Source organism: Kitasatospora sp. NPDC048715 (assembly GCF_043198905.1).
Taxonomy (GTDB): domain Bacteria; phylum Actinomycetota; class Actinomycetes; order Streptomycetales; family Streptomycetaceae; genus Kitasatospora; species Kitasatospora lactacystinica.
On sequence record NZ_JBICVH010000001.1, the window covers coordinates 605243 to 629956 of the forward strand.

A 24714-nucleotide genomic window follows, 5' to 3' on the forward strand; every position below is an offset into this window, starting at 1 on the left:
GGCGGGCAGGGGGGCGCCATCCGGGTTAGGGGTTGCGCAGTCGTAGGGAAGCGCCAAAAATGCCGCAGCCCACCCCGCGCGGTGGGGGTGGGCTGTCCGAGCGAGCGGGCGGACCTGCGCCGATCAGCCCTTGCGGCCGTCCTCGGGCTCTTCGCCGTCGCGCAGCTCGCGCTCGCGGCGGCGCAGGTCGGCCTCCCACTGCTTGAGCATGTCCTCGTGGTCCTTGTTGCTCTTCTTCAACGAGGCGAGGAACTCGGGGTCGTCGTCCGGAGCCAGCGGGCGCCCGCCGCGCGGGGCGGGACGGCCCGGGCGGTCGTCTGCCGGGTAGCCCGGCCCGGCCCCGGCGGGCGCGGTCCGCAGGAAGCCGCGCTGCTTGCCGGCGATCAGCCAGGCGATCGGGCCCAGCGGCGGGAAGAGCAGCACGATCAGCACCCAGACCACCTTGGGCAGGTGCTTCACCTCGTCCTCGGGCGTGGTCAGGCAGTCCACGAACGCCCAGACCCAGAGCGCGAGCGGAAGGACGATGGTCAGAAGAATCCTCGGCACGGCTGGGATCTCCCCCCGGGCGACGACAGCGGCGGGCGCCTTCCAGGGGCCCTTGACCGGGCCAGGCTATCGGGTGGCGGATACTGACAGGCATGGCATACGACGATCTCCGCTCGTTTCTCCGGGCCCTCGACCGCGAGGGCGACCTCAAGCGCATCAAGGCGGAGGTGGACCCGCACCTGGAGATCGGCGAGATCGTCGACCGGGTGCAGAAGGCCAAGGGCCCGGCCCTGCTCTTCGAGAACGTCAAGGGCTCGTCGATGCCGTTGGCGATGAACGTCTTCGGCACCGAGCGGCGACTGGCCAAGGCGCTCGGCCTCAAGGGCCCGGACGACATCTCCGAGAAGATCGCCGGCCTGCTCAAGCCCGAGCTGCCGCAGGGCTTCACCGGCTTCCGGGACGCCTTCGGCAAGCTCGCCTCGATGGCGCACGTCCCGCCCCGGCACGTGAAGTCCGGTGACGCCCCGGTGCAGGAGGTCGTGCTCACCGGCGACGACGTCGACCTGGACGCGCTGCCCGCCCTGTTCACCTGGCCGCTGGACGGCGGGTCCTTCTTCAACCTGGGCCTGACCCACACCAAGGACCCGGACAGCGGCATCCGCAACCTGGGCCTCTACCGGCTCCAGCGGCACGACCGCCGCACCATCGGCATGCACTGGCAGATCCACAAGGACAGCCGCAACCACTACGCGGTGGCGGCCAAGCGGGGCGAGCGCCTCCCGGTCGCGATCGCCTTCGGCTGCCCGCCGGCCGTCACCTACGCGGCCACCGCGCCGCTGCCCGGGGACATCGACGAGTACCTCTTCGCGGGCTTCATCGCCGGGGAGCGGGTCCGGATGGTCGACTGCAAGACGGTGCCGCTCCAGGTCCCGGCCGACGCCGAGGTGGTCGTGGAGGGCTGGCTGGAGCCCGGCGAGATGCTGCCCGAGGGCCCGTTCGGCGACCACACCGGCTTCTACACCCCGCAGGAGCCGTTCCCGGCGCTGAAGATCGACTGCGTGACGATGCGCCGCCGTCCGATCCTCCAGTCCATCGTGGTCGGCCGCCCGCCGACGGAGGACGGCCCGCTGGGCAAGTTCACCGAGCGGTTCTTCCTGCCGCTGCTGAAGATCATCATCCCGGACATCGTCGACTACGACCTGCCCGAGGCCGGCGGCTTCCACAACTGCGTGATCGTCTCGATCGACAAGAAGTACCCCAAGCACGCCCAGAAGACGATGCACGCGATCTGGGGCGCGCACATGATGTCGCTGACCAAGCTGATCATCGTGGTGGACTCCGACTGCGACGTGCACGACTACCAGGAAGTCGCCTGGCGGGCCTTCGGCAACGTCGACTACAGCCGCGACCTCACCGTGGTCGAAGGCCCGGTCGACCACCTGGACCACGCCTCGTACCAGCAGTTCTGGGGCGGCAAGGCCGGCATCGACGCGACCCGCAAGCTGCCCGAGGAGGGCTACACCCGCGACGGCGGCTGGCCGGAGATGGTCTCCTCGGACCCGGCCACGGCCGAGCTGGTGTCGCGCCGCTGGAAGGAGTACGGACTGTGAGCACGGCCGCCGCCGAGACCCCCGGGCGCACCAAGGCGTTCCTGCGCCTGGTGGCGTTCGAGCACTCGGTCTTCGCGCTCCCGTTCGCGTACATCGCCGCACTGACGGCCATGTTCCTCGCCGACGGGCGGGTGCACTGGGGCGAACTGTTCGTCGTCACGGTCTGCATGGTCGGGCTGCGGACCTTCGCCATGGCGGCGAACCGGATCATCGACCGCGAGATCGACGCCCGGAACCCGCGCACCGCCACGCGCGAACTCGTCACCGGCGCGGTGTCGTTGAAGACCGCGTACGTCGGCTCGGCCGTCGCGCTGGTGGTCTTCCTCGGCGCGGCCGCGATGCTCAACCCGCTCTGCCTGGCGCTCGCGCCGATCGCCGTGGTGCCGATGGTGGTCTACCCGTACGGCAAGCGGTTCACGAACTTCCCGCAGGCGATCCTCGGCCTGGCCCAGGCGATGGGGCCGGTCGGCGCCTGGCTGGCGGTGACGGGCAGCTGGTCCTGGGACGCGGTCGTCCTCGGCGTGGCGGTCGGCATCTGGATCGGCGGCTTCGACCTGATCTACGCCTGCCAGGACGTCGAGTCCGACCGCGAGAACGGGGTCCGCTCGGTGCCCGCGCGCTACGGCGTCCCGGCGGCCATCCGCGGCGCGCGGGTGTGCCACCTCCTGACCACCCTCCTGCTGGGCTGGTTCGGGTTCCTGACGGACGCCGGCGTGGCCTTCTGGCTCGGCCTCGTGGTCGTCGCGGGCGCGTTCGTCTACGAGCACACCATCGTGAAGCCGAACGACCTGTCCAAGCTCAACCGGGCGTTCTTCCAGACCAACAGCTTCGTGGGGATCTCGCTGTTCTTCTTCGCCCTGGTGGACCTGGCCGTCCGCGGCCTCGGGATCTGACACCCGGGCAACCGCCGTGACGCATACCGGCGTTACTGAACCGCCGGGCCGGGCGGGCCGGTTCAGCGGAACAGGGCGGCGTGGTCCGTCGCCCAGGCGTGGAAGCTGCGGGCGGGGTGGCCGGTGACGTCCCGGACCGTGGTGGTGGCCGGTTCGGGGGCGGAGAGGCGGGCGTGCACGAGGTCCAGGGCGCCGTCGACGGCGGCGGGGGCCCGGCCGGTGGCGGACAGCCGGCGGCGGGCGGTCTCGCGGGGGACCTCCTGCCAGGTGGCCGGGCGGCCCGCGGCCGCGCCGATGATCTCCACCTGCTCCGCCTGGGTGGGTGACTCCGGGCCGGTGAGGACGTACCGGGCCCCGTCGTGGCCGTCCTCGACCAGGGTCCGGACGGCGACCGCCGCGATGTCCCGCTCGTCCACCGGGTTCAGCCCGGCCGCGCCGCCGTAGCCCCGCACCACGCCCCCGGCCCTGATCTCCTCCGCCCACTGCAGCGCGGCGGCGAAGCCGTGCGCCCGCAGCACCGTGTGCCGTACCCCGCTGCCGGTGAGCAGTGCCTCGACCCCGCCCGCCGGCCGGCCGGGGCCGGCCGGCGACAGGAGCACCACCCGCCCGACCTCCCGGGCCAGCACGCCGACCGCCTCCGTGGCCCCGTCCGCCGTCGGGAACGGCCACCCCAGCAGGACGGCCCCGGCGCCCCGCACCGCCGCCTCCAGCGACACCGGGGCGAGCAGGTCCCGCGGGGGCAGTGTCCGCACCCGTACTCCGGAGGCCGCGAGCTGCAGCCCGACGTGCCGTCCGACCGCCCCGGAGACGCCGATCACCAGGACCCGGGACGTGCCGTCAACTCGCTCATCTGTCATGCATCGAACGTAAGCGAGAAGGATGAGACGCCCAATGCGTGCGGGTCTAGGGTCCATGCGTCAGCGTCTACCCGGCGCGTCCACCCGGCGCGTCCACCCGGGTGCGCGCCGGCCCGGTGCGCCGGGCCGGGCTCAGTTGTGCAGGAAGCCCTCCAGCGACACCGCCAGGGCCACCGGGGCCTCGTACATCGGGTAGTGCCCGCTGCCGCCGAGCTCCTCCAGCTCGGCGTTGGGGTAGTGGGAGAGGAAGGTGCCGCGCATCACCTCGGCGGTGAGGGCGAGGTCGTGCTCGCCGACGATCACCTTGACCGGCACCGGGTTGCCGTCGATCCGGCGCTGGAGGTCGGCCGTCGCCCAGTCGCGGACGTAGCCGCCGAAGGCCTCCGGGGTGGACAGTCGCAGGGACTGGTCGACCATGCGGTCGAGCCAGACCCGGCCGGCCCGCTGTCCGGTGACCAGGTCCAGGATGGCGAAGCGCTTCTCCCGGTCCTCGGCGGCGCCGTAGAACAGCGCCTCGCCCGCTTCGTCCAGGGGGTACGCCCCGGCCGGCACCGGGGCCAGGCCGACCAGCTTGCGCACCCGCAGCGGCGCCTCGGCGAGCACCTGCTGGGCCGCCTTGCCGCCCATCGAGTGGCCCACCAGCGAGAAGCGGTCCCAGCCGAGCTGGTCGGCCAGGGCGAGCGCGTCGGAGGCGATCTCGGCGAGGGTGTACGCGCCGGGGACGTCCTTGCGCCGCCCGTAGCCGCGGTAGTCGAGGAAGGCGTAGCTGAAGGCGTCGCCGTCGAGGTAGTCGAGGAACGGGCCCCAGCCCTCGCTGGTGCCGAACCAGTCGTGCAGGACCAGGACGTGGTGGTCGCCGGTGCCGGTCGAGCGGTGAGGGATCGTCATGCCAACGGTCGTTCCCCGCGAACCGCCCGTCCGAACGGACGGTGCGCGGGGGACGGGCGGCCGCCGCTCGCCGAGAGGCCCTGGTGCCGGGCGGCGCCCCGCACCGTGGGTCTCACCCGGTCGAGTGAACTCAGGCGTCGCGCCGGGCGAAGGCCGAGGCGTGCTCGGGGAGCGGGCCGAAGGCGATCAGGCGGGACAGCAGCAGCGGGAAGCCGGGGACGTACCGGGCGAGCCGCACCAGCCGGGTGGGCGGGCCGGCCTGCCGGCCGGTGAGGACCGGCTCGAACATCACGTGGTGCAGGACCTGCTGCACCCCCTGCATGATCACGGTCGGCCGCCACCGGCGGTGCTGGACCCGGGCCAGGGCCGCCACGGTCGGGCGTCCGCGCCGCAGCGGTCCGGCGAGCAGGGTGGCGGCCGCGACGGCGTCCTGGATCGCGAGGTTGATGCCCACTCCGCCGGCCGGGGACATCGCGTGGGCGGCGTCGCCGATCAGCAGCAGCCCGTCCCGGTGCCAGCGGTTCAGCCGGTTGAGCCTGACGTCGAGCAGGTGGACGTCGTCGAGGCCGGCCAGCCGGTCGACCCGGTCGGCGTACTGGGGCAGCAGTTCGGCGATCCGGGCGCGGAACCGTTCGATGCCCTCGGCGCGCAGCTGCGGGTCGGCGCCCTTGGCGCGGAAGTAGGCGATCTGGAAGTAGTCGGCCCGGGCGAAGCTCAACGCCAGGTCGCCGTGGCCGAAGCCGGGGACGAGGCTGGGCGGCAGGGCCTGCTCGTGGGTGTGCCGGGGCAGCCGGAACCACCAGGTGTCGAAGGGCACCGGGAACTCCTCGGGCACCAGGCCCGCCGCCCGGCGCAGGGTGGAGTGCCGGCCGTCGGCGGCGACGGTGAGGTCGGCGTGGAGCTCGCCCTCCTCGCCGTCCCGGGTGCGGTACCGGACGCCGGTCACCCGGCCGGCGCCGTCCCGGAGCAGGCCGGTCGCCTCGGTGTTCATCCGCAGGGTGAAGGCGGGTTCCCGCCCGGCCTCCTCGACCAGGAAGTTCAGCAGGTCCCACTGCGGGATCATGGCGATGTAGTTGTACGGGGGCCGCAGCCGCTCGTAGGCGCTCAGTGCGACGGGGCCGGCGTCGGGCGTCCGGACGATCAGGTTGCCGAGGCGGCTCTGCGGCAGGGCGGCGAACTTCCGGCCGAGGCCGAGTTCGTCCATCAGCCGCACGGTGGAGGCGTGGACGGTGTCGCCGCGGAAGTCGCGCAGGAAGTCCCAGTGCTTCTCCAGCACGGTCACCTCGACGCCGGCGCGTGCCAGCAGCAGGCCCAGCATCATTCCGGCCGGCCCGCCTCCGGAGATCACGACGCTCATGGCTCTCCCCTTTCAGTGCTCGATCGATCACTGTCCGTGTGGAACCTGCCTTTACAGAGTCTCTGGAACCGTTCCAGATGTCAAGCAGTACGATGCTCCACATGAAGGAGCTGGTGACGGCCGCCCTCGCGGCGGCGAAGGAACGGGGCCAGGACGTCGCCGACGTCCCGCTGACGGCGATCGCCACGACGGCCGGGATCTCCCGCAGCACGCTGCTGCGTCGGCTCGGCGGCTCCCGGGCCGCGCTGGACGAGGCGGTCCGGGAGGCGGGGGTCGACCCGGGCGGACGGCCGCCGGTGCGCGAACGCGCGATCGAGGCGGCGGCGCTGCTGGTGGCCGAGCGGGGCCTGGCCGGGGTCACCCTGGACGCGGTGGCGGACCGGGCGGGCTGCTCGCTGCCCAGCCTGCACACCGTCTTCGAGGGGCGGGACGGCCTGCTCGCCGCGGTCTTCGAGCGGCACTCCGCGCTGCCCGGCCTGGAGGCCCTCGCCGCCGACCCGCCGGAGCGCCTGGAGGACACCGTCCGGGCGCTGCACGCCACCTTCGTCGCGGCCTTCGCGCACGAGCCGCGGATCGTCCCGGCGGTCTTCGCCGACCTGCTCGGCCGGCCGGACGGCCCCGCCGCCCGGGTGGTGGCCGCCAACCTGCCGCGGACGCTCGACAGCCTCGACCGGCTGCTGCGGCCGCACGTGCGGGCCGGCCGGCTGAGACCGCTGCCCACCCCGGTGCTGATCCAGCTGCTGCTCGGCCCGCTGCTCAACCACGTCCTGATGCGGCCGGTGCTGGAGCCCGCCCTGGGGGCCGGGCTGCCCTCGATGGACGAGATCGTCGACATCTTCGTCGACGCCTACCTGCGGGCGGTCGCCGTCCCCGCGGCGGGATCCGGGAGCGACGGCGACGCCCCCTGAGGAGGACCGTGATCGGCAGGCCGCGGCGCCCGGTCCGCGGCCACCCGGCCCACCCCGCTTAGGAGATCCGCCGGATCCGCCGCACCGCGAGGAACACCAGCAGTGCGGTCAGGGCGAGGAACAGCCCCGACTCGATCCCCTGGAAGGTCCAGAACCGGTCGGAGGGCTGGTACTCCAGCGCGTTGGTGTACGGCCCGGCGCCGAAGCCGTGCTCGGCCATGTTCCTGGCGCAGTCGGCGGCCCCCGGGTCCGTGGCCGGCGGGCAGCCGATCTGCCCGTCGTGCAGCACGGTCTCGCCGGCGCCGTTGCGCACCACCTGGTCGAAGACCCAGTCCCCGGCATAGCGGTTGGGGAGCAGTCCGCTCTCCGCCGCGTACGTGGCCGTCTTCGCCGGGAGGAGGTACGGGCGGACCGCCGTCTCGACCAGGACGCGCACCGCGGCGAACGCGGCGAGCGAGATCCCCATCGCGGGCAGCACCTTGCGGGCCGCCGTGCCGGTGTACACGCCGAGCGCCACCGCGAACAGGGTGTACGCGATCGGGGCGACGCCCTGGACGTCGAAGCTCAGGTAGCCCAGCCGGCCCTGGCCGGTGGCCGCGAAGGGGCCGAACCACCAGGCCACGCCCAGCGCGTACGCGACCGCGAGCAGCACCGCGGCGCCGCCCACCAGTCCGAACTTGGCGAGCACCCAGTGCCGCCGGCTGATCCCCTGGGTCCACACCAGGCGGTGGGTGCCGTTCTCCACCTCGCGGGCGACCAGCGGCGCGCCGAAGAACAGTCCGACCAGCACCGGCAGCAGGACGAACAGGACGGCGACGTAGAGGAGTCCGCCGTACTGGTTCTGGAAGCGCTGGTTGAGGCCCTCGCAGCCGCCGGCCCCGGTCAGCAGGCTCTCGTGGCCGAGCTTGGCGAGGCAGGAGCCGAGGCCGCTGCGGTCGAGGGCGCCGCGCATCGCGAGGCCGGTGGGCACCATCACGGCGGCCAGTGCGGCCAGCGCGGCGAGCGTCCAGAACAGTTGCTTGCGGTGCTGGCGCCAGATCAGCCAGGTCATGCCGCCACCTCCGGGGAGAACCGGGTGTCGCCCGCGCCCAGGTAGGCGAGGACGAGGTCCTCCAGGGTCACCGGGTGGACGGTCCAGACGTTCTCGTCCACCGGCCCGTCGGTGCGCACCAGCAGGGTGGACTGGCGCTCGGTGTGGCTGGCCTGGATGACGGCAGCCACTCCCGGTACGGACTCCGTGCCGGTCCGGGGGCCGGTGATCCGGCAGTGCTCGGCGAGCAAGTCGTCCACCGCACCCGTCAGTTGGACCTGTGCGGTGTTCAGGACGACCAGGTGGTCGCAGACCCGTTCCAGGTCGGCGAGCAGGTGCGAGGAGAGCAGCACGGTGGTGCCGCTCTCGGCGACGGCGCCCATCAGTTCCTGCATGAACGCGTGCCGGGCCAGGGGGTCGAGGGCGGCCACCGGCTCGTCCAGCAGCAGCAGCCGGGGCTGCTTGGCGAGCGCCAGGGCCAGTGCCACCTGGGCGCGTTGGCCGCCGGACAGCCGGCCGACCGGCTTGTCGAGGGGGATGCCGAGGCGGGTCAGCCGGTCGCGGGCGGGGGCGGCCTCCCAGCGTTGGTTGAGCTTGCCGCCCATGGTGATCAGCTCGTCCCCGGTGAAGTCCGGGTAGAGCGGGGTGTCCTGGGCGACGAATCCGATCCCGGCCAGCGCCGCGACGCCCTGCCGGGGGTCGCGGCCGAACACCCGGACCTCGCCGGCGTCCGGTTCGAGCAGTCCGACGGCCAGGTGCAGCAGGGTGGACTTGCCCGCCCCGTTCGGGCCGACCAGTGCGGCGATCCGTCCGGTCGGGAGCTGGAGCGAGCAGCCCTCCAGTGCCCATGCCTTGCCGTACCGCTTGCCCAATTCGCGTGCTTCCAGCGCGACTTCCGTCATGTCTTCCCCCTGTTGAGTGTTGCCCGCATCGTGGTGTCGATCAGCGCGGCGATGTCCTCGTGGGCGAGTCCGGCGGTCTCGGCCTTGCGCAGCCAGGCCACCAGGTCCTCGCGCAACTCGGCCTGGTTGGCCAGCGCGGGGCCGGCCAGCGTGCCGACCAGGAAGGTCCCCACGCCGGGCCGGCCCTCGGCGAGCCCCTCCAACTCCAGTTCCCGGTAGGCCTTGAGGACGGTGTTGGGGTTGATCGCCAGGGTGCGCGCCACCTCGCGGACCTTCGGCAGTTGGTCGCCGGGCCGGGCCAGTCCGACCCGCAGGGCCTGCTTCACCTGGAGCACGAGTTGCATGTAGGTGGCGACCCGCGAGCGGCTGTCGAGGACGAACTCGATCACTAGTTGTTCTCCTGTCTTATGACAGTAAGACAGGATGGGCGAGCGAAGGTCAAGTCGTCAATCGGAGAAAGGTGTTGACGGACAGTAGGTTGTACGCGAAAGGCCGCGGTCAGCCCAGGAGCAGCCGGTCGCCGACCCGCAGGCGACCCGGGGCGGCGACCTCGGCGAGCGCGTCCAGCCGCCCGTCGTGGGCGTGCACGACGGCCTTGAGGATCTCGGGCGCGTGCGGAAGTCCGGGCTGCGGGGCACCCGTCATCGCGCAGCGCTCGCTGGAGGCGACGAAGGAGAGCCGGGCACTGCCGGGGGCCTCGCCGGACGCCTGGCGGCCGAGCCAGGCGTCCTCGACGAACGGCGGGGTGCCGGGCGGGGTGCGCAGCACGATGTTGGGGCGGAACCGGCGCTCGTCGATCACGGCGAAGGGGACGGCCTCGCGGACCCAGTCCAGGGTGGCGGTGCTGAGCACGCTGACCGGCAGCCGGTCGAAGTGCGACACGGCGTCCTCGCGGGCGAGTTCGACGTCCTCGCGCTGGAGGTACGCGCGCAGGAAGGCGTTCGGCCGGTCGACCGGGCGGCCGAGCGGATCGAACAGTTCGGGGCCGTCGATCCGGTGGCCGAGTCGGGCGGAGAGGCGGAGCAGGCCGTCCATCCGGCGGAAGCGGCGGGTGTTCTTGCCCGAGCCGAGCTTCCCGGCCGCGTCGCGGACGGCGTAGAGGCGGTCGCCGGCCAGGCCGCGTCCGTCCACCTCGACGGAGTCGAGCCGCTCGCCGCCGGTGGACTTCACGGGGTAGCGCCAGAGTCGCTCGATCACTCCGATGATCTCAGCCATGGCCGGAAAGCGTACTGGCGTTGACGGGGGATGGTCTAGACCAAGTCCCGGGAGTCTACTCGCCGGTTCAGCCCAGCCGGGCCACCGCCCGCACGGGTGCGCCGTCCGCCGCGACCAGCCGCAGCGGGAACAGCGAGACCTCCACCGGCAGGCCGGCCTCCTGGGCAGCCAGCAGCGGCCGCAGGTCGGTCAGGTTCTCGGCGATCACCCCGCCGCCGGACGCCCCCAGCAGCACCCGGTGGGCGGCCAGCGTCGGCTCCTCGGCGGTGCCGTGGTCGTGCTCGTCGGTGAGGTCGGCGAGCAGGGCGGCCACCGTGGGATCGCCCGGGCCCGGGTCGGGGGTCGGGTCGACGCTGAGCGCGTCCACCCCGACCGTCCGCACCCCGGCGGCGACGATCGCCTCGGCGGCGGCGGGGGTCAGGCTGGGGTGGGCGAGGTAGGCGTCGGTGCCCCAGTGCCGGGCCCAGCCGGTGGCCAGCAGCAGGACGGTCCCCTCGGCGGCCCGCTCCAGCGCGGGCGCCAGCAACTCGGGGGTGACGGCCGTCCGGGGCTCCAGCCCGCGCAGGTCGGCGACCACGGCCGGGCCGGTGAACCGCTCCAGCGGCAGCCCGTCCAGGGTCGGCCAGGTGACGTCCACGTGGTACGGCGCGTCCACGTGCGTCCCGGACTGCGAGCCGAGGTGCAGGGCCAGCACGTTCACCCCGGCGGTGGCGGTGGTGAGCGCGGGCTCCAGCAGGACGGCCGGGTCGCCGGGGTAGACGGGCATCGCGGTGGTCACCTGATGGGTGAGGTCGACGAGGGTCGCTGCCATGCGGCCCATCCTTCCAGGGGTCGGGGCTCCTGGACCCCCTCCCGGCCGGCCCGGGCCGAACGCGCAGGTCGAGGCGGGTCAGAATTGCCCCATGGGAACTGCGAAGCGTCAGCCGTGGGTGGTCGGGGTCTCGGGCGCGTCGGGGACGCCGTACGCGGCCTCGGTGATCCGCGCGCTGCTGGCCGCCGGCGAGGCGGTGGACCTGATCGTCAGCCGCGCCGCCCGGCTCACCATCCTGGACGAGACCGGCATCTCCTTCCGGGACGCCCACTGGCGCGCCGACCTGGCCGCCTGGCTCGGGAGCGACCGGGGCCTGGACGACGTCCGCTACTGGCCCGCCGGGGACTTCGCGGCCGGCCCGTCCAGCGGCTCCTACCCGGCCAAGGGCATGCTCGTGGTGCCCGCGACCACCGGCGCGGTGGCCGGGATCGCGCTCGGCCTGAGCAAGGACCTGCTGCAGCGCGTGGCCAGCGTCACCCTCAAGGAGCGCCGCCCGCTCGTCGTCTGCGTGCGCGAGACACCACTCAACGGGGTGACGTTGAAGCACTTGGTGGAGCTCGACGCGCAGGGGGCGGTCGTCCTGCCCGCTTCGCCCGGTTTCTACGCCGGCGGCTCCACCGTGCGCGAGCTCGTGGATTTCGTGGCCGGACGGGTGCTGGACGCCGTCGACGTGCCGCATTCCCTGTACCTGCGCTGGGAGGGGGAGTTGGGCGCGGCCGCCCGCAGGACGGCCGGCGGCGACGGCGCTCCGGCTGAGGGGGAGTAAGGAGACCGGGGGCGGGAGAGTATCTTCTCTGCGATATCCGGGTCGGTCGGCGCAGGGCGCCTTTGAATCCGGATAATGATCTGTGGGTCTGGCGAGGTTCGGAAGGACGCGGACGGTATATGGACACGGTGGACAGACAGCTCATCCAGGCGCTCCGGGAGAACGGCCGCGCGTCCTACGCCGAGTTGGGCCGTCTGGTCGGGCTCTCCGGCCCGAGCGTCACGGACCGGATCAACCGCCTGGAGCAGGCCGGGGTCATCACCGGCTACCGGGCGACGGTCAACCCGGCCTCGCTCGGCTTCGGCGTGACGGCCCTGATCGGCCTTCAGCTCACCGACGCCGCGGACCACGAGGACGTGGCGTTCCGGCTGAAGGACCTCAACGAGGTCGAGGACTGCTGGTTCATCGCCGGTGACGACTCGTACATGCTGAAGGTCCGGGTGGCCGACGTGGCCGGCCTGGAATCGGTGGTCAAGCGGATCTCGGGCACGAAGGGCGTGGCCCGAACCCGCACCACCGTCGTACTCTCCACGAAGTGGGAAAACCGGGTGAGTGAACTTCCTCCTGTAGGAGAGTGACGCATGGCGCTGGTCGGTCTGGAGGAGCTGCGGGCGGCTCGGCAGCGGATCGCGGGGGTCGCCGTGCGCACCCCACTGGTCCCCGCCCCCTGGGCGGCCGAGGGGGAACGGCGGCTCTGGCTGAAGCCCGAGAACCTCCAGCCGACCGGGGCGTTCAAGACCCGCGGCGCCTACAACCGGCTGGCCGCGCTCACCGAGGACGAGCGCGCCCGGGGCGTGGTCGCCCAGTCCAGCGGCAACCACGCGCAGGCGGTGGCGTACGCGGCCCGGACGCTCGGCATCAAGGCCGTGATCGTGATGCCGGACACCTCGCCCGCGGTGAAGGTGGAGGCCACCCGCTCGTTCGGCGCCGAGGTGATCCTGGTCGCGCCGGAGGAGCGGGACACCCTGCCCGCCGAGCTGGCCGGGAAGCACGGCTACGTCTGGGTCCCGCCGTACGACGACCCGTTCATCATCGCGGGCCAGGGCACGGTCGGCCTGGAGATCGCCGAGGACGCCCCGGCCGAGCTGGACACCGTCCTGGTGCCGGTCAGCGGCGGCGGCCTGATCGGCGGGACGGCGGCCGCGCTCAAGCTCACCCGCCCCGGCATCCGGGTGATCGGCGTGGAGCCCGAGCTGGCCGCCGACGCCCGGGCCAGCCTGCGGGCCGGCCGCCGGGTCGAGTGGCCGGTCGCCGACACCTACCGGACCATCGCGGACGGGCTGCGCACCCCGTCGCTCGGCGTGCTGCCGTTCGAGCACGTCACCGCCTACGTGGACGACATCGTCACCGTCACCGAGGACGAGATCCGCGCCACCGTGGCCGTGCTGGCCCGCCGCGGCCGGCTGGTCGCCGAGCCCTCCGGGGCGGTCGCACCGGCCGCCTACTTCCACCGCGCCGCCGAGACCGGGGGCCAGGCGGTGGCGGCCGTGGTCAGCGGCGGCAACATCGACCCGACACTGCTCGCCGAGCTGCTCTCGGCATAGGCGTACGCTCATTCCGGCAAGGAATCGAATGTCGGAGGAGGCGGGTCACCGCATGGACGCAGGGCTCAAGCGCGAGCTGGAGGCGAAGGTCTACGCGGGTGAGCGGCTGACCCGCGAGGACGGGATCGCGCTCTACGAGAGCGACGACCTGGCCTGGCTGGGCGGGCTGGCCCACCACGTGCGGACGCGGAAGAACGGCGACGTCGTCCACTTCAACGTCAACCGCCACCTCAACATGACCAACGTGTGCAACGCGTCCTGCGCGTACTGCTCGTTCCAGCGCAAGCCGGGCGAGAAGGACGCGTACACGATGCGCATCGAGGAGGCCGTCCGCCTCGCCAAGGCGATGGAGGTCGAGTCCCTCACCGAGCTGCACATCGTGAACGGCCTGCACCCGACCCTGCCGTGGCGCTACTACCCGCGCTCGCTGCGGGAGCTGAAGGCGGCGCTGCCGAACGTCTCGCTGAAGGCCTTCACCGCCACCGAGATCCACTGGTTCGAGAAGATCAGCGGCCTGTCCGCCGACGAGATCATGGACGAGCTGATCGACGCCGGCCTGGAGTCGCTGACCGGCGGCGGCGCGGAGATCTTCGACTGGGAGGTCCGCCAGCACATCGTCGACCACGACACCCACTGGGAGGACTGGTCGCGGATCCACCGCCTCGCGCACAGCAAGGGCCTCAAGACGCCGGCCACCATGCTGTACGGCCACATCGAGGAGCCCCGCCACCGGGTGGACCACGTGCTGCGGCTGCGCGAGCTCCAGGACGAGACCGGCGGCTTCCAGGTCTTCATCCCGCTGCGCTACCAGCACGACTTCCACGACTCCAAGGACGGCGTCGTGCGCAACAAGCTGATGGCCCGCACCGAGATGGCCACCGGCGCCGAGGCGCTGAAGACCTTCGCGGTCTCCCGGCTGCTCTTCGACAACGTCCCGCACGTCAAGGTCTTCTGGGTGATGCACGGCGTCGCCACCGCCCAGCTGGCGCTCAGCCACGGCGCGGACGACATGGACGGTTCGGTGGTCGAGTACAAGATCACCCACGACGCGGACAACTTCGGCACCCCGAACAAGCTCGGCCGCGACGACCTGCTCGGGCTGATCCGCGACGCGGGCTTCCGCCCGGTGGAGCGCAACACCCGCTACGAGGTCATCCGCGAGTACGACGGCCCGGACCCGATGCGCCGTGAGTCCCCGCAGGCGATGCGCCTCTGACCCCGTTCCGGTCCGTGAAGTCCTCCGCCGCCCCGGCCGTCCGTCGGCCCGGGCGGCGGTTGTCTTCACGGCCTCCGCACGGGGCCCGGGTTTACCAACGGGTACGGCGTTTGGCAGGATCGACGGCATGTCCGGTTCTGATCGCGCCACCGCGTACCCGCCGCACCAGCCGACGCAGGAGCCGGTCGACCTGATGCCGCAGCAGCAGTACGAGAGCTTCCAGCCGTACCGGCAGCCGGTTCAGCAGGACGCCTACTACGGCGAGTACCAGCCGTACGAGCAGGCCCCTGACGGGTACTACGAGGCGTACCGGCAGCCGTTCCAGCCGTACGGGGCCGAACCCGTCCAGTACCCGGCCGAGCCGGGCTACGAGGCCGAGTCCGTCTACCGGGCCGAGCCCGTTCACGAAGCCGTGCCCGAGGCCCGCTACGAGCCCGTGCCCGAGGCCCGCTACGAGCCCGTGCCCGACGCCCGTTACGAGCCCGTCCACGAAGCCGCGTCCGAGGCCCGCTACGAGGCCGCGCCCGTGGTGCTCGCCGCCGCGCCCGTGGCGGGTGGCCGGACGGCCGCGCGGGGACGGCGGCGCAAGGCCAAGCAGAAACGTCACGGCAAGGCCGTGATGGCCGGCACCGCGCTGCTGGTCGCCGCCACCGCCGGCTGGTACGCCGTCGGCCAGGACGGCGCCAAGCCCGGCATCACCGCCGCCGACGGCCCCGGCCCGGATGGCGTCAGCAAGCCCGACCAGCCCGGGCCGGCCCCCGCGGCCGCCCAGGCCGCCTCCGACCGGCAGGCCGCGGCCCCGGCCGCCGACCGCAGCCAGACCCGTACGGACGGCTCGGTCGCCGCGATACCCGGCCTCGGCGCGAAGTTCACCGCGCAGATACCCGCCGAGACCACCCAGGTCGTGGTCGCCTCCGGCCAGGACAGGAACACCGACAAGAACGCCGTCACCCTCTGGACCCGCACCTCCGAGGGCCGCTGGCTGGCCGGCGAGACCTGGCAGGGCCACAACGGCAAGAACGGCTGGACCACCGACCACAACGAGGGCGACCTGCGCAGCCCGATCGGCGTGTTCAACCTCACCGACGCGGGCGGCCGCAAGGCGGACCCGGGCAGCAAGCTCCCGTACGACAAGGACCCGAGCTTCGTGGTCTCCGGCACGGGCTTCTTCGGGGACCAGCTGGCCGGCTCCTTCGACTACGTGGTCGCGATCAACTACAACCGGGTCGCCGGCAACTCCCCGCTCGACACGCGCCGCCCGATGGGCTCCAAGAAGGGCGGCGGCATCTGGCTCCACGTGGACCACGACGGCCCGACCCACGGCTGCGTGTCGATCCCCGAGGACAAGATGGCCCAGCTGATCCGCACCCTGGACCCGGCGGCCCACCCGGTCATCGTGATGGGCGACACCGCCGCGCTGGCCGCCTGACCTCGGCGTACGCGGAACCCGGGCCCCCCAAGGCCCCTTGTCCACCTCCTACAGATCGAGGGGGCGGATCCTGTCGCCGGTCATACCATGCTGACCAGCGGGTAACCCGGTTCCATGGCAGTATGAGCGGTTCTCGCATTGTGGCACTCGGGCACTACCAGCCCCCCAAGGTCCTCTCCAACGCCGACCTGGCGGGGCTCGTCGACACCGACGACGAGTGGATCCGCACCCGTGTGGGCATCCGCACCCGGCACGTCGCCGAGGAGGAGAGCCTGGTCGACCTCGCCACCGAGGCGGCGCAGAAGGCCCTCGCCAACAGCGGCCGGACCGCCGAGGAGATCGACCTCGTCGTGGTCGCCACCTGCACCGCGATCGAGCGCAGCCCCAACACCGCCGCCGCGGTGGCCGCCCGGCTGGGCGTGCGCTCGCCCGCCGCGTACGACATCAACACGGTCTGCTCCGGCTTCTCGTACGCCCTGGCCACCGCCGACCACGCGATCCGGGCCGGCTCGGCCCGCCGCGCCCTGGTGATCGGCGCCGAGCGGATGTCCGACACGCTCGACTGGACCGACCGCTCCACCTGCGTGATCTTCGGCGACGGCGCCGGCGCCGCGGTGATCGAGGCCCAGGAGGAGGGCGGCGAGCCCGGCATCGGGCCGGTGGTCTGGGGCTCCGAGCCGGAGCGGGGCGACGCCGTGGTGATCACCGGCTGGGACCCGGTGATCAGCCAGCAGGGCCAGGCGGTCTTCCGCTGGGCCACCACCCAGCTCGCCCCGCTGGCCCGCCAGGCCTGCGAGCGGGCCGGGATCGACCCGTCCGAGCTGAAGGGCTTCGTCCCGCACCAGGCCAACCTGCGGATCATCGACACGATCGCCCGCAAGCTGGGGCTCGGCGAGGACGCGGTGGTGGCCCGGGACGTGGTCCACTCGGGCAACACCTCGGCCGCCTCCATCCCGCTGGCCTTCTCCAAGCTGGTCGAGCGCGGCGAGCTCTCGCCCGGCGACCCGGTCCTGCTCTTCGGCTTCGGCGGGGGCCTGGCCTACGCCGGCCAGGTCGTGCGCTGCCCCTGACCCCACGGCGCCGCACGGCCCCCTGAACGGCTCCGCAAGGGCCCCGGAACGGCAGCACGGCGCCGTCCCGGGGCCGCACCCCTCCGAACCCCGGACATGCCGGTGGGCGGGCACCCTTGTCCCGGGTGCCCGCCCACCGGCATGTCTGGCGCGCGTGCGGTACGTCGGCGGACCTCCCCCGAGGACACGGCCGCCGTCCGTCGTTCCCCGGACAGGAGGCCGGGGCTGCGCGCGGAGCGGATGATGGGTCGGAGAACGGTCCTACTTGGGCGCCTTCTTGCCGGTGACGCCCAGGTACACCAGGGGAGCGAGGTTGGGCTTGAGGTCCTTGACCTTGACGCCCCAGGAGGTGAAGGCCTTCTGGTGCTCGGCCGCCGAGGCGAGCAGCGAGACCAGGGCCCCGGCCACGGCGTTCGGATCGAGCGACTTGTCGGCCTGACCCTTCGCCTGGAGTTCCTTGACGGCCTCCGCGAGTGGCTTGGCGACCGCGTTGAGGACCGTCATGCGGATCTTGAAGAACCGCTTGTCCCCTTCGGCGGCACCGAGCGTGACCACTCGGAGAATGGCGTCGTTCTTGCGCCAGAAGGCGAGGAATCCGTCGACCAGTTCTTCCGAAGTGGTCGGTCCGGACTTCCCTGCCCAGGACTTTCCGGCCACCAGCTCTTTGAGCTGGTCGGCGTCCTTGGCCATTTCCTCGGCGATTTCGAGGACAGCGCCCTCGACATCCGGGAAGTACTGGTAGAAGGTCGCGGGGGAGGTACCCGCCATACGGGCGACGTCGATGACCTTGACGTCCCGATAGGGCGACGTGCTGAGCATCTCGCGGAGGCAATCGAGCAGCTTCTGCCGCGTCTCCTGTCCGCGTCGCCCGGCGACGCGACCGTCGACGGTGCGAACTTGTCCTGTCATGCCGTCAGCTTACCGTGGCACGATCTTGGCGCGATTCGGTGATGCGACTATTACTCCGCACGGGGGTTGGTATAGCGGCATGAACCACTTCGGACGGATATTCACCGGGCTTCGAAGCCCCTGTTGAAGCCCCCCCGTGTGCTTTTGACCTCACAGCGTGACGGCGAGTCCGCTGAGGGGTGGTTGGGTGACAGAGCGTGACGACGGCCGAAGGGTGCGGTCCCGTCCGGAAGTGGACGGTCCGGGGCTCCGGGCGCAAGCCGCCCCCGGAGCGGGCGTCAGGATCCGGCCGTTCCGTCCTCGCTGGTCAGAGGGCTGTCCGGGGCGTCGTCCGGGCCCGGACGACGGGTTCCGGGGGGTGGGGGAGGTTGGATATGCGTAGGACGGCATTGGAGAATCGGGTCCGGCACCACGCGGCGGGTGCGGACAACGGGGAGGTGGCAGCGGAGTGGACCAGCTGACGGCGCACGATCCGAGGCGGATCGGGCCCTTCGAGGTGCTGGGGCGGCTCGGCGCGGGTGGGATGGGGCTGGTCTACCTGGCGCGTTCCGCGTCGGGGCGGCGGGTGGCCATCAAGACCGTGCGGGGTGAGCTGGCCGAGGACGAGCTGTTCCGGGTCCGCTTCGCCCGGGAGATCGCGGCGGCCAAGACGGTCGGCGGCTTCTACACGGCGGCCGTGGTGGACGCGGACGCGGACGCCCGGGTGCCCTGGCTGGCCACCGCGTACATCCCGGCCCCCTCCCTGGAGGACCTGGTCGAGGACTGCGGCCCGCTGCCGGTGGAGGCCACCCGCTGGCTGGTCGCCGGCATCGCGGAGGCCCTCCAGTCCATCCACGCGGCCGGGCTGATCCACCGCGACCTCAAGCCCTCCAACGTCCTGGTGGTCGAGGACGGCCCGAAGGTGATCGACTTCGGCATCGCGGCCGGGGTGTCCAGCACCCGGCTCACCATGACCAACGTCGCGGTCGGCACCCCCGCCTACATGTCCCCCGAGCAGGCCCGGGACAGCCGTACCGTCCGGGGCGCCAGCGACGTCTTCTCGCTCGGCTCGCTGATGGTCTTCTGCGCCACCGGGCACCCGCCCTACCGGGGCTCCAACCCCGTCGAGACGGTGTTCCAGCTGCTGCGCGAGGAGCCGGACCTGACCGGCATGCCGCCGGAGCTGATGGACCTGGTCCGCGCCTGCATGCAGCAGGCCCCCGAGCGCAGGCCCACCCCGGCGCAGATCCAGACCGAGCTGGCCCCGCACCTCTTCTCGCGGGACGACGCCTCCGGCGAGGCCGGGGAGTGGCTGCCGGCCAACGCGCTGGAGCTGATCGAGCGCAAGCGGGGCCGCCGGCCGGCCGCCCCGCCGTCGCGCCCGCCGGCCGGACCGGCCCAGCCGCCCCCGCATCCCCAGGGCCCGCCCGCCCACGTCCCGCCCGCGCACGTCCCGCCGCAGCACCTCGGACCGGCCGACCCGCGCACCAACCCGGGCGGGCGGCACGCCCAGCCGCCGGCCGGGCCGGTGCACAGCCTGCCGCAGCCGGGCCCGCACTCGGACGCCGAGATCCCGACCGCGAAGATCGCCTCCCCGAACCGGCACCGGGCGCCGACCGGCGGCTCCGTCGAGGTGCAGCTGTCCGGTGCCTCGGTGCGGATAGGCCCGGGGCCGCGGGCCGAGTACGAGCAGCCCGGCCCGAGCACCGCCCCGGCCACGACCGACTGGGTCCGCCGGGCCCCCACCCCGCCGCCCGCGCCGGTCGCCCGCTGGCGCCCCTGGCGGTTCCGGATGTCCAACGACGTCTGGGGCACCCCGGTGGTCGCGGACGGCACGCTCTTCGTCTCCAGCTTCGAGGTGCACGCGCTGGACATCGCCTCCGGCGAGCGCCGCTACAAGACCCGGGACGTCGCCTGGGCGCTCGCGGTGGACGCCGGCCGGGTGCACGCGGCGGACGGCCCGCACCTGTACACCGTGGACGCCGCGGACGGCACCGAGCGCTGGCGCACCTCGCTGGACGGCTGGGTCTACTCGCTCTCCGCCGCCGACGGCGTGCTCTGCTGCGGCATCAGGGGCGGCGGCGTCCAGCTCCGCTCGGCCGCCAACGGCGCCGAGCTGTGGCGCGCGGACGACGCCCAGCAGGACTACGAGAACCCGCAGTCCGGTCCGGTCCTGGTGGGCGGCGCCGCCTACTACTACGGCGGCGGGCGGCTGCGCTGCGTCGATCCGCGCGGCGCGGGCCTGCGCTGGTCCTTCCCGGTCGGCGAGGACGTGCCCTCGCACCCGGTGGAGCGCGGCGGCGTGCTGTACGTGTCGGCCGGCACCCGGGTGTACGCGCTGGACGCGGCCAGCGGGGCGGAGCGCTGGCGCTTCGAGGCCCCGGTGGTGCTGTTCACCCCGCCCGCCCTGGACGCCGACGCGGTCTACGTGGCCGACTACCTGGGCACGGTCTACGCGCTGGACGCGGCCACCGGCCTGGACCGCTGGCGCGGGGTCACCGGCCGCCGCCAGGGCGCCGACCCGGTGGTGGTCGCGGACGGCATGGTGCTGGTCGGCAACGGCGAGGTGCTGTACGCCTTCGAGGCGGCCGGCGGCCGGGAGCGCTGGCGCTACACCGCCCGCGGGGAGATCGTCGGCTCCCCGGCGGTGGCCGACGGCCTGGTGCACCTGGGCAGCCGGGACCACTCGCTGCACACCCTGGACCTGGCGAGCGGTCAGCTGCGCTGGGAGCTCGGCACCAAGGGCGAGCTCACCGGCTCGCCGGTGGCGGTCGGCGGCCGGGTCTTCGTCGGCTCCAAGGACCGCTGCGTGTACGCGCTGGACGCCTTCTACGGCACGGCGGTGCCCGCCCGCTGAACCGCGGGGCGGACACCGCCGGGTCGGCGCCGCCGGAGCGGCGGCGCCGGGTCGGGCCTCAGGCCTTGCGGGCCCCGGGGTGGCGGCTGCACCAGCCGTCCCACGCGGAGGAGACCATCTCCGTCACGTCGTGACGGGCGGTCCAGCCCAGCTCGCGGTGGATCAGGTCGGCGGAGGCCACCACGCGGGCCGGGTCGCCGGCGCGGCGCGGGGTCACCTCGGCGGCGGTGTCGTAGCCGGTGACCTTGCCGATCACCTCCAGCATCTCCTTGACGCTGACGCCCTCGCCGCGGCCGATGTTCAGCACCAGGGAGGTCGCGCCGGCCGGGTCGGCGGCCATCCGCTTGGCGGCCGCCACGTGCGCCGAGGCGATGTCGGAGACGTGGATGAAGTCGCGGACGCAGGTGCCGTCCGGGGTCCGGTAGTCGTCGCCGAAGATCCGCGGGGCCTCGCCGGCGGTGAGCCGCTCGAAGACCATCGGGATCAGGTTGAACACCCCGGCGTCGGAGAGCTCGGGGGAGGCGGCGCCGGCCACGTTGAAGTAGCGCAGGGCCACGGTGGACATGCCGTGGGCCTTGCCGGCCGCGGCGACCAGCCACTCGCCGGCCAGCTTGGTCTCGCCGTACGGGCTCATCGGGGCGCAGGGCGTGGACTCGGTGACCAGGTCGACGTCCGGCATGCCGTAGACCGCGGCGGAGGAGGAGAAGAGGAAGCGCTTCACCCCGCCCTCGGCGGCGGCCTCCAGAACGGTCTGGAGGCCGATCATGTTCTCGCGGTAGTACAGGAAGGGCTGCTCGACGGACTCGCCGACCTGCTTCTTGGCGGCGAAGTGCAGGATGCCCTCGACGCCGTGTTCGCGGATCGCGGCGTCCAGGGCGGCGCGGTCCAGGGTGGAGCCCTCGATCAGGGGGACGCCGGCCGGCAGCCGGGAGGCGTCGCCGGTGCTGAGGTCGTCCAGGACGGCGACGCGCTCCCCGGCGTCGAGCAGCTGTCGGACGACGTGTCCGCCGATGTATCCGGCACCGCCGGTGATCAACCAAGTCATGTGCCGATCCTAGGCGTTCGGATTCGATCGCCACGTTCGGGCGAGTCGAGGCTGCAAAGCGGACAAAACGGTGAAAAGCTGAGCAGGATTTCCGTGCGTCCACACCTGCGCCCGTTCGGCGCGGTGACGAATCGGAGGCAGCCAGGTGCGCCGTCACAAGGAACACGCCAACCCCCTGCCCGCCGGGCCGCGGCCGATCGGGCCGAGGCCGCCGGGCGGGCGGCTGCCGGGGGCCGTCGCGGTGGCGCTGGCGGCCGTGCTGGCACTGGCCGGGTGCAGCAGCGGCACGTCCTCCTCGTCCACCGTCGCCGCCACCGGTCCGTCCCCGGCCGCCGGCTCCCCGCAGGCCGCCTCGTCGTCCGGCCAGTCGAACGGCGGGATCCAGTTGCAGGACGCCTACCAGGCGGTGATCGCCAACGTGCTGCCCTCCGTGGTGCAGATCACCACCGGCGACAGCCTCGGGTCCGGGATCGTCTACGACGACAAGGGCGACATCGTCACCAACGCCCACGTGGTCGGCACCGCGACCACCTTCACGGTGACCCTCGCCAACAGCACCACGGCGCTGGACGCCGGCCTGGTCGCCAGCTACCCCGACTCCGACCTCGCGGTGATCCGGCTGAACAACCCGCCGAGCGGCCTCAAGCCGGCCAGCTTCGGCGATTCGGGCAAGGTCCAGATCGGCCAGATCACCCTCGCCATGGGCAGCCCGCTGGGCCTCTCCAGCAGCGTCACCCAGGGCATCGTCTCGGCCATCGGGCGGACCGTCTCCGAGCCCCAGGGCCCGGGGTCGCCGGGCGCCACGATCAGCAACATGGTGCAGACCTCGGCGGCGATCAACCCGGGCAACAGCGGCGGTGCGCTGGCCGACCTGGACAGCAAGGTGATCGGCATCAACACCCTCGCCGCGACCGAGCCGCAGACCAACGGCGCGGCCGCCCCCGGCATCGGCTTCGCCATCCCGGCGAGCACCATCACCAACATCGCCGACCAGCTGATCAAGCAGGGCAAGGTGACCAACTCCGGCCGGGCCGCGCTCGGCATCACCGCCCGGACCAGCTTCAACCAGCAGTTCCAGCCCTCCGGCGCGGTCATCGTGGAGGTCACCCCGGGCGGGGCGGCGGCCTCGGCGGGGCTCCAGGCCGGGGACGTCATCACCAAGATCGGCGACACCCAGGTGGACTCGCTGAACGCGCTCACCACCGCGCTCGCCTCGCTCAGCCCGGGCACCAAGGTCACCGTCACCTACACCCGCAACGGAGCCACCAAGACCGCCGACGTCACCCTCGGCGAGCTGGCAGCCGCCCAGACCTCGCCCTGAGCCCCGGTACGGGGACGCCGGGCCGCACGCCGCGCAAGGGTGCAGCGGGCCGGGTGCCGTACCGGACCGGCGCCGGGACCTCGTCTCCGCCTCGACGAGGTCCCGGCGCCCTGCCGTGTCCGGGGGACGGGGCGCTCAGCGGCGGGCGGCGCGGGTGCGCCAGGGCAGCTCGACGGTGACGGTGGTCGGGCCGCCCTCGGGGCTCTCCACCAGGAAGACCCCGTCCACCGCGCGGATCCGCTCGGCCAGCCCGGCCAGTCCGCTGCCCGGGTAGGGGGCCGCGCCGCCCTTGCCGTCGTCCTGGACCAGCACCATCAGCTGGTGCTCCGAGCGCCAGACCTCGACCGAGGCGGAGCGGGCGCCGGCGTGCTTGGAGACGTTGGTCAGCAACTCGCTGACGGTGAAGTAGGCGATGCCCTCGACCGCCGAGTCGGGGCGCTCGGGCTCCCCGTCCGGGCCGGTCAGGTCGACGTTCACCCGGACCCCGCCGGGGACGGTGCAGCGGGCGGCGACCGAGGACAGTGCGGCGTCCAGGCCGCGGTCGGTGAGCACCGCCGGGTGGATGCCGCGGGCCAGGTCGCGCAGCTCCTGGAGGGCCAGCTTCACCTCGCCGTGGGCGTTGTCGACCATCCTGGTGGCGGCCGCCATGTCGTCCTCGGACTCCACCTCGCGCAGCCGCTCCTTGGCCATGCCGAGGTCCATCGCCAGCGCGACCAGCCGGGCCTGGGCCCCGTCGTGCAGGTCGCGCTCGATCCGGCGCAGGTCGGCGGCGGCGGTGTCGACCACGGTGCCGCGGTCGTCCTCCAGTTCGCGCACCCGCTCGGCCAGGGCGCCCGGGAAGAGCAGCGACTCGATCAGGATGCGGTCCACCGCGGCCAGCCCGCGGACCACCCAGGGCAGCACCGGCCAGAGCGCGATCACCGAGATCAGGGTCAGCGCGAAGCTGAGCACGCCCCAGGGCAGCATCAGCACGTTGTAGAGCGCCGAGCGCCAGTTCAGCAGGTCGGTGAGCTGGGCGATGGTGTAGCCCACCATCCCCGGGCGGCGCGGCTCCACCGGCTGCGGCTCGTCGATCCCGGAGTCGTAGGCCGACCGTGCCCGCCGCCGGCCCAGCGCGCCCAGGGAGCGCGAGAGCGCCAGGCCGCCGGCCAGCAGCGGCAGGCCGATCACGGTGATCGACAGCCCCAGGCCGACCGAGAGCGTGGCCACGGCCAGCACGAAGCCGAAGATGCCGAGCGGCAGGTTGAGCAGCAGTCGTCCGACCTGGTGCCACATCCTCCTGCCGTACAGCGGCGGGCGCTCCATCCGAGCGTCCTGCTCCTTGATGGCGTCCACGGCGCGGTGCAGCGGCTTCATCGGATCTACCGTCCCTCTTCGTCGTGCGGCTGGACCAAGCTTCCCGAACGGCGGGCGGGGGATGCCATGGGGGTGATACATCTTCCCGGCCGGGGGTTAACCCCACCCCCGGGCCCGGTCGCCGGCGGTCCGCCACGGTGTCCACCGGCCGTCTTGCGGACCGAGCAGGTTTCGGGCGGAGCGGAGCGGTCCCCTTAGACTCACGCTTTGGCCATCGTTAGGCCCGTGAGAGTAAACGTCGTAGAACTGTCCTTAGGGCGGGTTC

23 protein-coding genes are annotated in these 24714 nt (G+C 73.0%); 11 read left to right on the top strand and 12 right to left on the bottom strand.

What is annotated here, in order from left to right; all coding sequences use genetic code 11:
• Nucleotides 1-123 precede the first annotated feature (123 nt).
• The gene (locus ACGFSC_RS02770; RefSeq protein ID WP_359902832.1) at nt 124-546 is read right to left on the bottom strand and encodes a PLD nuclease N-terminal domain-containing protein; all 423 of its coding nucleotides are present in this window, start codon (nt 544-546) and stop codon (nt 124-126) included.
• 92 nt (nt 547-638) lie between these two features.
• On the opposite strand from ACGFSC_RS02770, the gene ACGFSC_RS02775 reads away from it, so the two are divergent.
• Nucleotides 639-2096 (top strand): menaquinone biosynthesis decarboxylase, encoded by a 1458-nt coding sequence (locus ACGFSC_RS02775; protein WP_359902835.1) that lies wholly within the window; start codon nt 639-641, stop codon nt 2094-2096.
• Complete coding sequence (gene mqnP / locus ACGFSC_RS02780) at nt 2093-2989, top strand: menaquinone biosynthesis prenyltransferase MqnP (RefSeq protein WP_359902838.1); 897 nt, start codon at nt 2093-2095, stop codon at nt 2987-2989. Before ACGFSC_RS02775 ends, mqnP begins: the two co-directional genes overlap by 4 nt.
• 62 nt (nt 2990-3051) lie before the next feature.
• Here the strand turns inward: mqnP and ACGFSC_RS02785 are convergent, their stop codons facing one another.
• From ACGFSC_RS02785 to ACGFSC_RS02795, 3 genes are all read right to left on the bottom strand, one after another.
• Nucleotides 3052-3846 (bottom strand): hypothetical protein, encoded by a 795-nt coding sequence (locus ACGFSC_RS02785; protein ID WP_359902841.1) that lies wholly within the window; start codon nt 3844-3846, stop codon nt 3052-3054.
• Between the two features lie 132 nt (nt 3847-3978).
• Entirely contained in the window at nt 3979-4734 is a 756-nt protein-coding gene (locus tag ACGFSC_RS02790; RefSeq protein ID WP_359902844.1) for an alpha/beta hydrolase, read from the bottom strand.
• A 130-nt stretch (nt 4735-4864) separates the two neighbouring features.
• Nucleotides 4865-6091, bottom strand: coding sequence for an FAD-dependent oxidoreductase (locus tag ACGFSC_RS02795; RefSeq protein ID WP_359902847.1), 1227 nt, complete (start codon nt 6089-6091; stop codon nt 4865-4867).
• A 101-nt stretch (nt 6092-6192) separates the two neighbouring features.
• Here ACGFSC_RS02795 and ACGFSC_RS02800 point away from each other — a divergent pair, with 101 nt between their 5' ends.
• Nucleotides 6193-6999, top strand: a complete 807-nt coding sequence (locus ACGFSC_RS02800; protein WP_359902849.1) for a TetR/AcrR family transcriptional regulator — start codon at nt 6193-6195, stop codon at nt 6997-6999.
• Nucleotides 7000-7057: 58 nt separating this feature from the next.
• Here the strand turns inward: ACGFSC_RS02800 and ACGFSC_RS02805 are convergent, their stop codons facing one another.
• The 5 genes from ACGFSC_RS02805 to ACGFSC_RS02825 all read right to left on the bottom strand — a co-directional run bounded on the left by ACGFSC_RS02805 (nt 7058) and on the right by ACGFSC_RS02825 (nt 10957).
• A complete protein-coding gene (locus ACGFSC_RS02805) occupies nt 7058-8050 on the bottom strand; it encodes an ABC transporter permease subunit (RefSeq protein ID WP_359902852.1) in 993 nt (330 codons plus the stop codon).
• The gene (locus ACGFSC_RS02810; RefSeq protein ID WP_359902855.1) at nt 8047-8931 is read right to left on the bottom strand and encodes an ABC transporter ATP-binding protein; all 885 of its coding nucleotides are present in this window, start codon (nt 8929-8931) and stop codon (nt 8047-8049) included. Before ACGFSC_RS02810 ends, ACGFSC_RS02805 begins: the two co-directional genes overlap by 4 nt.
• Entirely contained in the window at nt 8928-9275 is a 348-nt protein-coding gene (locus ACGFSC_RS02815) for a GntR family transcriptional regulator (protein ID WP_380351318.1), read from the bottom strand. The genes ACGFSC_RS02810 and ACGFSC_RS02815 overlap by 4 nt, the downstream gene beginning before the upstream one ends.
• Nucleotides 9276-9429: 154 nt before the next feature.
• Nucleotides 9430-10146 (bottom strand): MOSC domain-containing protein, encoded by a 717-nt coding sequence (locus tag ACGFSC_RS02820; RefSeq protein ID WP_359902861.1) that lies wholly within the window; start codon nt 10144-10146, stop codon nt 9430-9432.
• Nucleotides 10147-10213: 67 nt separating this feature from the next.
• A complete protein-coding gene (locus tag ACGFSC_RS02825) occupies nt 10214-10957 on the bottom strand; it encodes a cyclase family protein (protein ID WP_359902864.1) in 744 nt (247 codons plus the stop codon).
• 91 nt (nt 10958-11048) lie between these two features.
• Between ACGFSC_RS02825 and ACGFSC_RS02830 the strand changes: the two genes are divergently transcribed.
• The 6 genes from ACGFSC_RS02830 to ACGFSC_RS02855 all read left to right on the top strand — a co-directional run bounded on the left by ACGFSC_RS02830 (nt 11049) and on the right by ACGFSC_RS02855 (nt 16982).
• Entirely contained in the window at nt 11049-11723 is a 675-nt protein-coding gene (locus tag ACGFSC_RS02830; RefSeq protein WP_359902867.1) for a UbiX family flavin prenyltransferase, read from the top strand.
• A gap of 119 nt (nt 11724-11842) precedes the next feature.
• Nucleotides 11843-12301, top strand: coding sequence for an Lrp/AsnC family transcriptional regulator (locus ACGFSC_RS02835; RefSeq protein WP_030055719.1), 459 nt, complete (start codon nt 11843-11845; stop codon nt 12299-12301).
• 3 nt (nt 12302-12304) lie between these two features.
• Nucleotides 12305-13267: a threonine/serine dehydratase gene (locus ACGFSC_RS02840; RefSeq protein WP_359902870.1), complete on the top strand. Its 963-nt coding sequence runs from the start codon at nt 12305-12307 to the stop codon at nt 13265-13267.
• Nucleotides 13268-13319: 52 nt separating this feature from the next.
• Nucleotides 13320-14483, top strand: coding sequence for an aminofutalosine synthase MqnE (gene mqnE / locus ACGFSC_RS02845; protein WP_359902873.1), 1164 nt, complete (start codon nt 13320-13322; stop codon nt 14481-14483).
• A gap of 127 nt (nt 14484-14610) precedes the next feature.
• Entirely contained in the window at nt 14611-15912 is a 1302-nt protein-coding gene (locus tag ACGFSC_RS02850) for a L,D-transpeptidase family protein (protein WP_359902875.1), read from the top strand.
• A gap of 122 nt (nt 15913-16034) precedes the next feature.
• Nucleotides 16035-16982 (top strand): beta-ketoacyl-ACP synthase III, encoded by a 948-nt coding sequence (locus ACGFSC_RS02855; RefSeq protein WP_359902878.1) that lies wholly within the window; start codon nt 16035-16037, stop codon nt 16980-16982.
• A 261-nt stretch (nt 16983-17243) separates the two neighbouring features.
• Here the strand turns inward: ACGFSC_RS02855 and ACGFSC_RS02860 are convergent, their stop codons facing one another.
• Nucleotides 17244-17891 (bottom strand): TetR family transcriptional regulator, encoded by a 648-nt coding sequence (locus ACGFSC_RS02860; RefSeq protein WP_224284690.1) that lies wholly within the window; start codon nt 17889-17891, stop codon nt 17244-17246.
• Nucleotides 17892-18339: 448 nt separating this feature from the next.
• On the opposite strand from ACGFSC_RS02860, the gene ACGFSC_RS02865 reads away from it, so the two are divergent.
• Nucleotides 18340-20727, top strand: a complete 2388-nt coding sequence (locus tag ACGFSC_RS02865) for a PQQ-binding-like beta-propeller repeat protein (RefSeq protein WP_359902881.1) — start codon at nt 18340-18342, stop codon at nt 20725-20727.
• A 58-nt stretch (nt 20728-20785) separates the two neighbouring features.
• Here ACGFSC_RS02865 and galE read toward each other — a convergent pair whose 3' ends face one another.
• On the bottom strand, nt 20786-21772 hold the full coding sequence (gene galE / locus ACGFSC_RS02870) for a UDP-glucose 4-epimerase GalE (protein ID WP_359902884.1): 987 nt from the start codon (nt 21770-21772) through the stop codon (nt 20786-20788).
• 196 nt (nt 21773-21968) lie between these two features.
• Here galE and ACGFSC_RS02875 point away from each other — a divergent pair, with 196 nt between their 5' ends.
• Complete coding sequence (locus tag ACGFSC_RS02875; protein WP_380351320.1) at nt 21969-23093, top strand: S1C family serine protease; 1125 nt, start codon at nt 21969-21971, stop codon at nt 23091-23093.
• A gap of 135 nt (nt 23094-23228) precedes the next feature.
• On the opposite strand, the gene ACGFSC_RS02880 is transcribed toward ACGFSC_RS02875, so the two are convergent.
• Nucleotides 23229-24449, bottom strand: coding sequence for a sensor histidine kinase (locus ACGFSC_RS02880; protein ID WP_380351312.1), 1221 nt, complete (start codon nt 24447-24449; stop codon nt 23229-23231).
• Nucleotides 24450-24714: the final 265 nt, after the last annotated feature.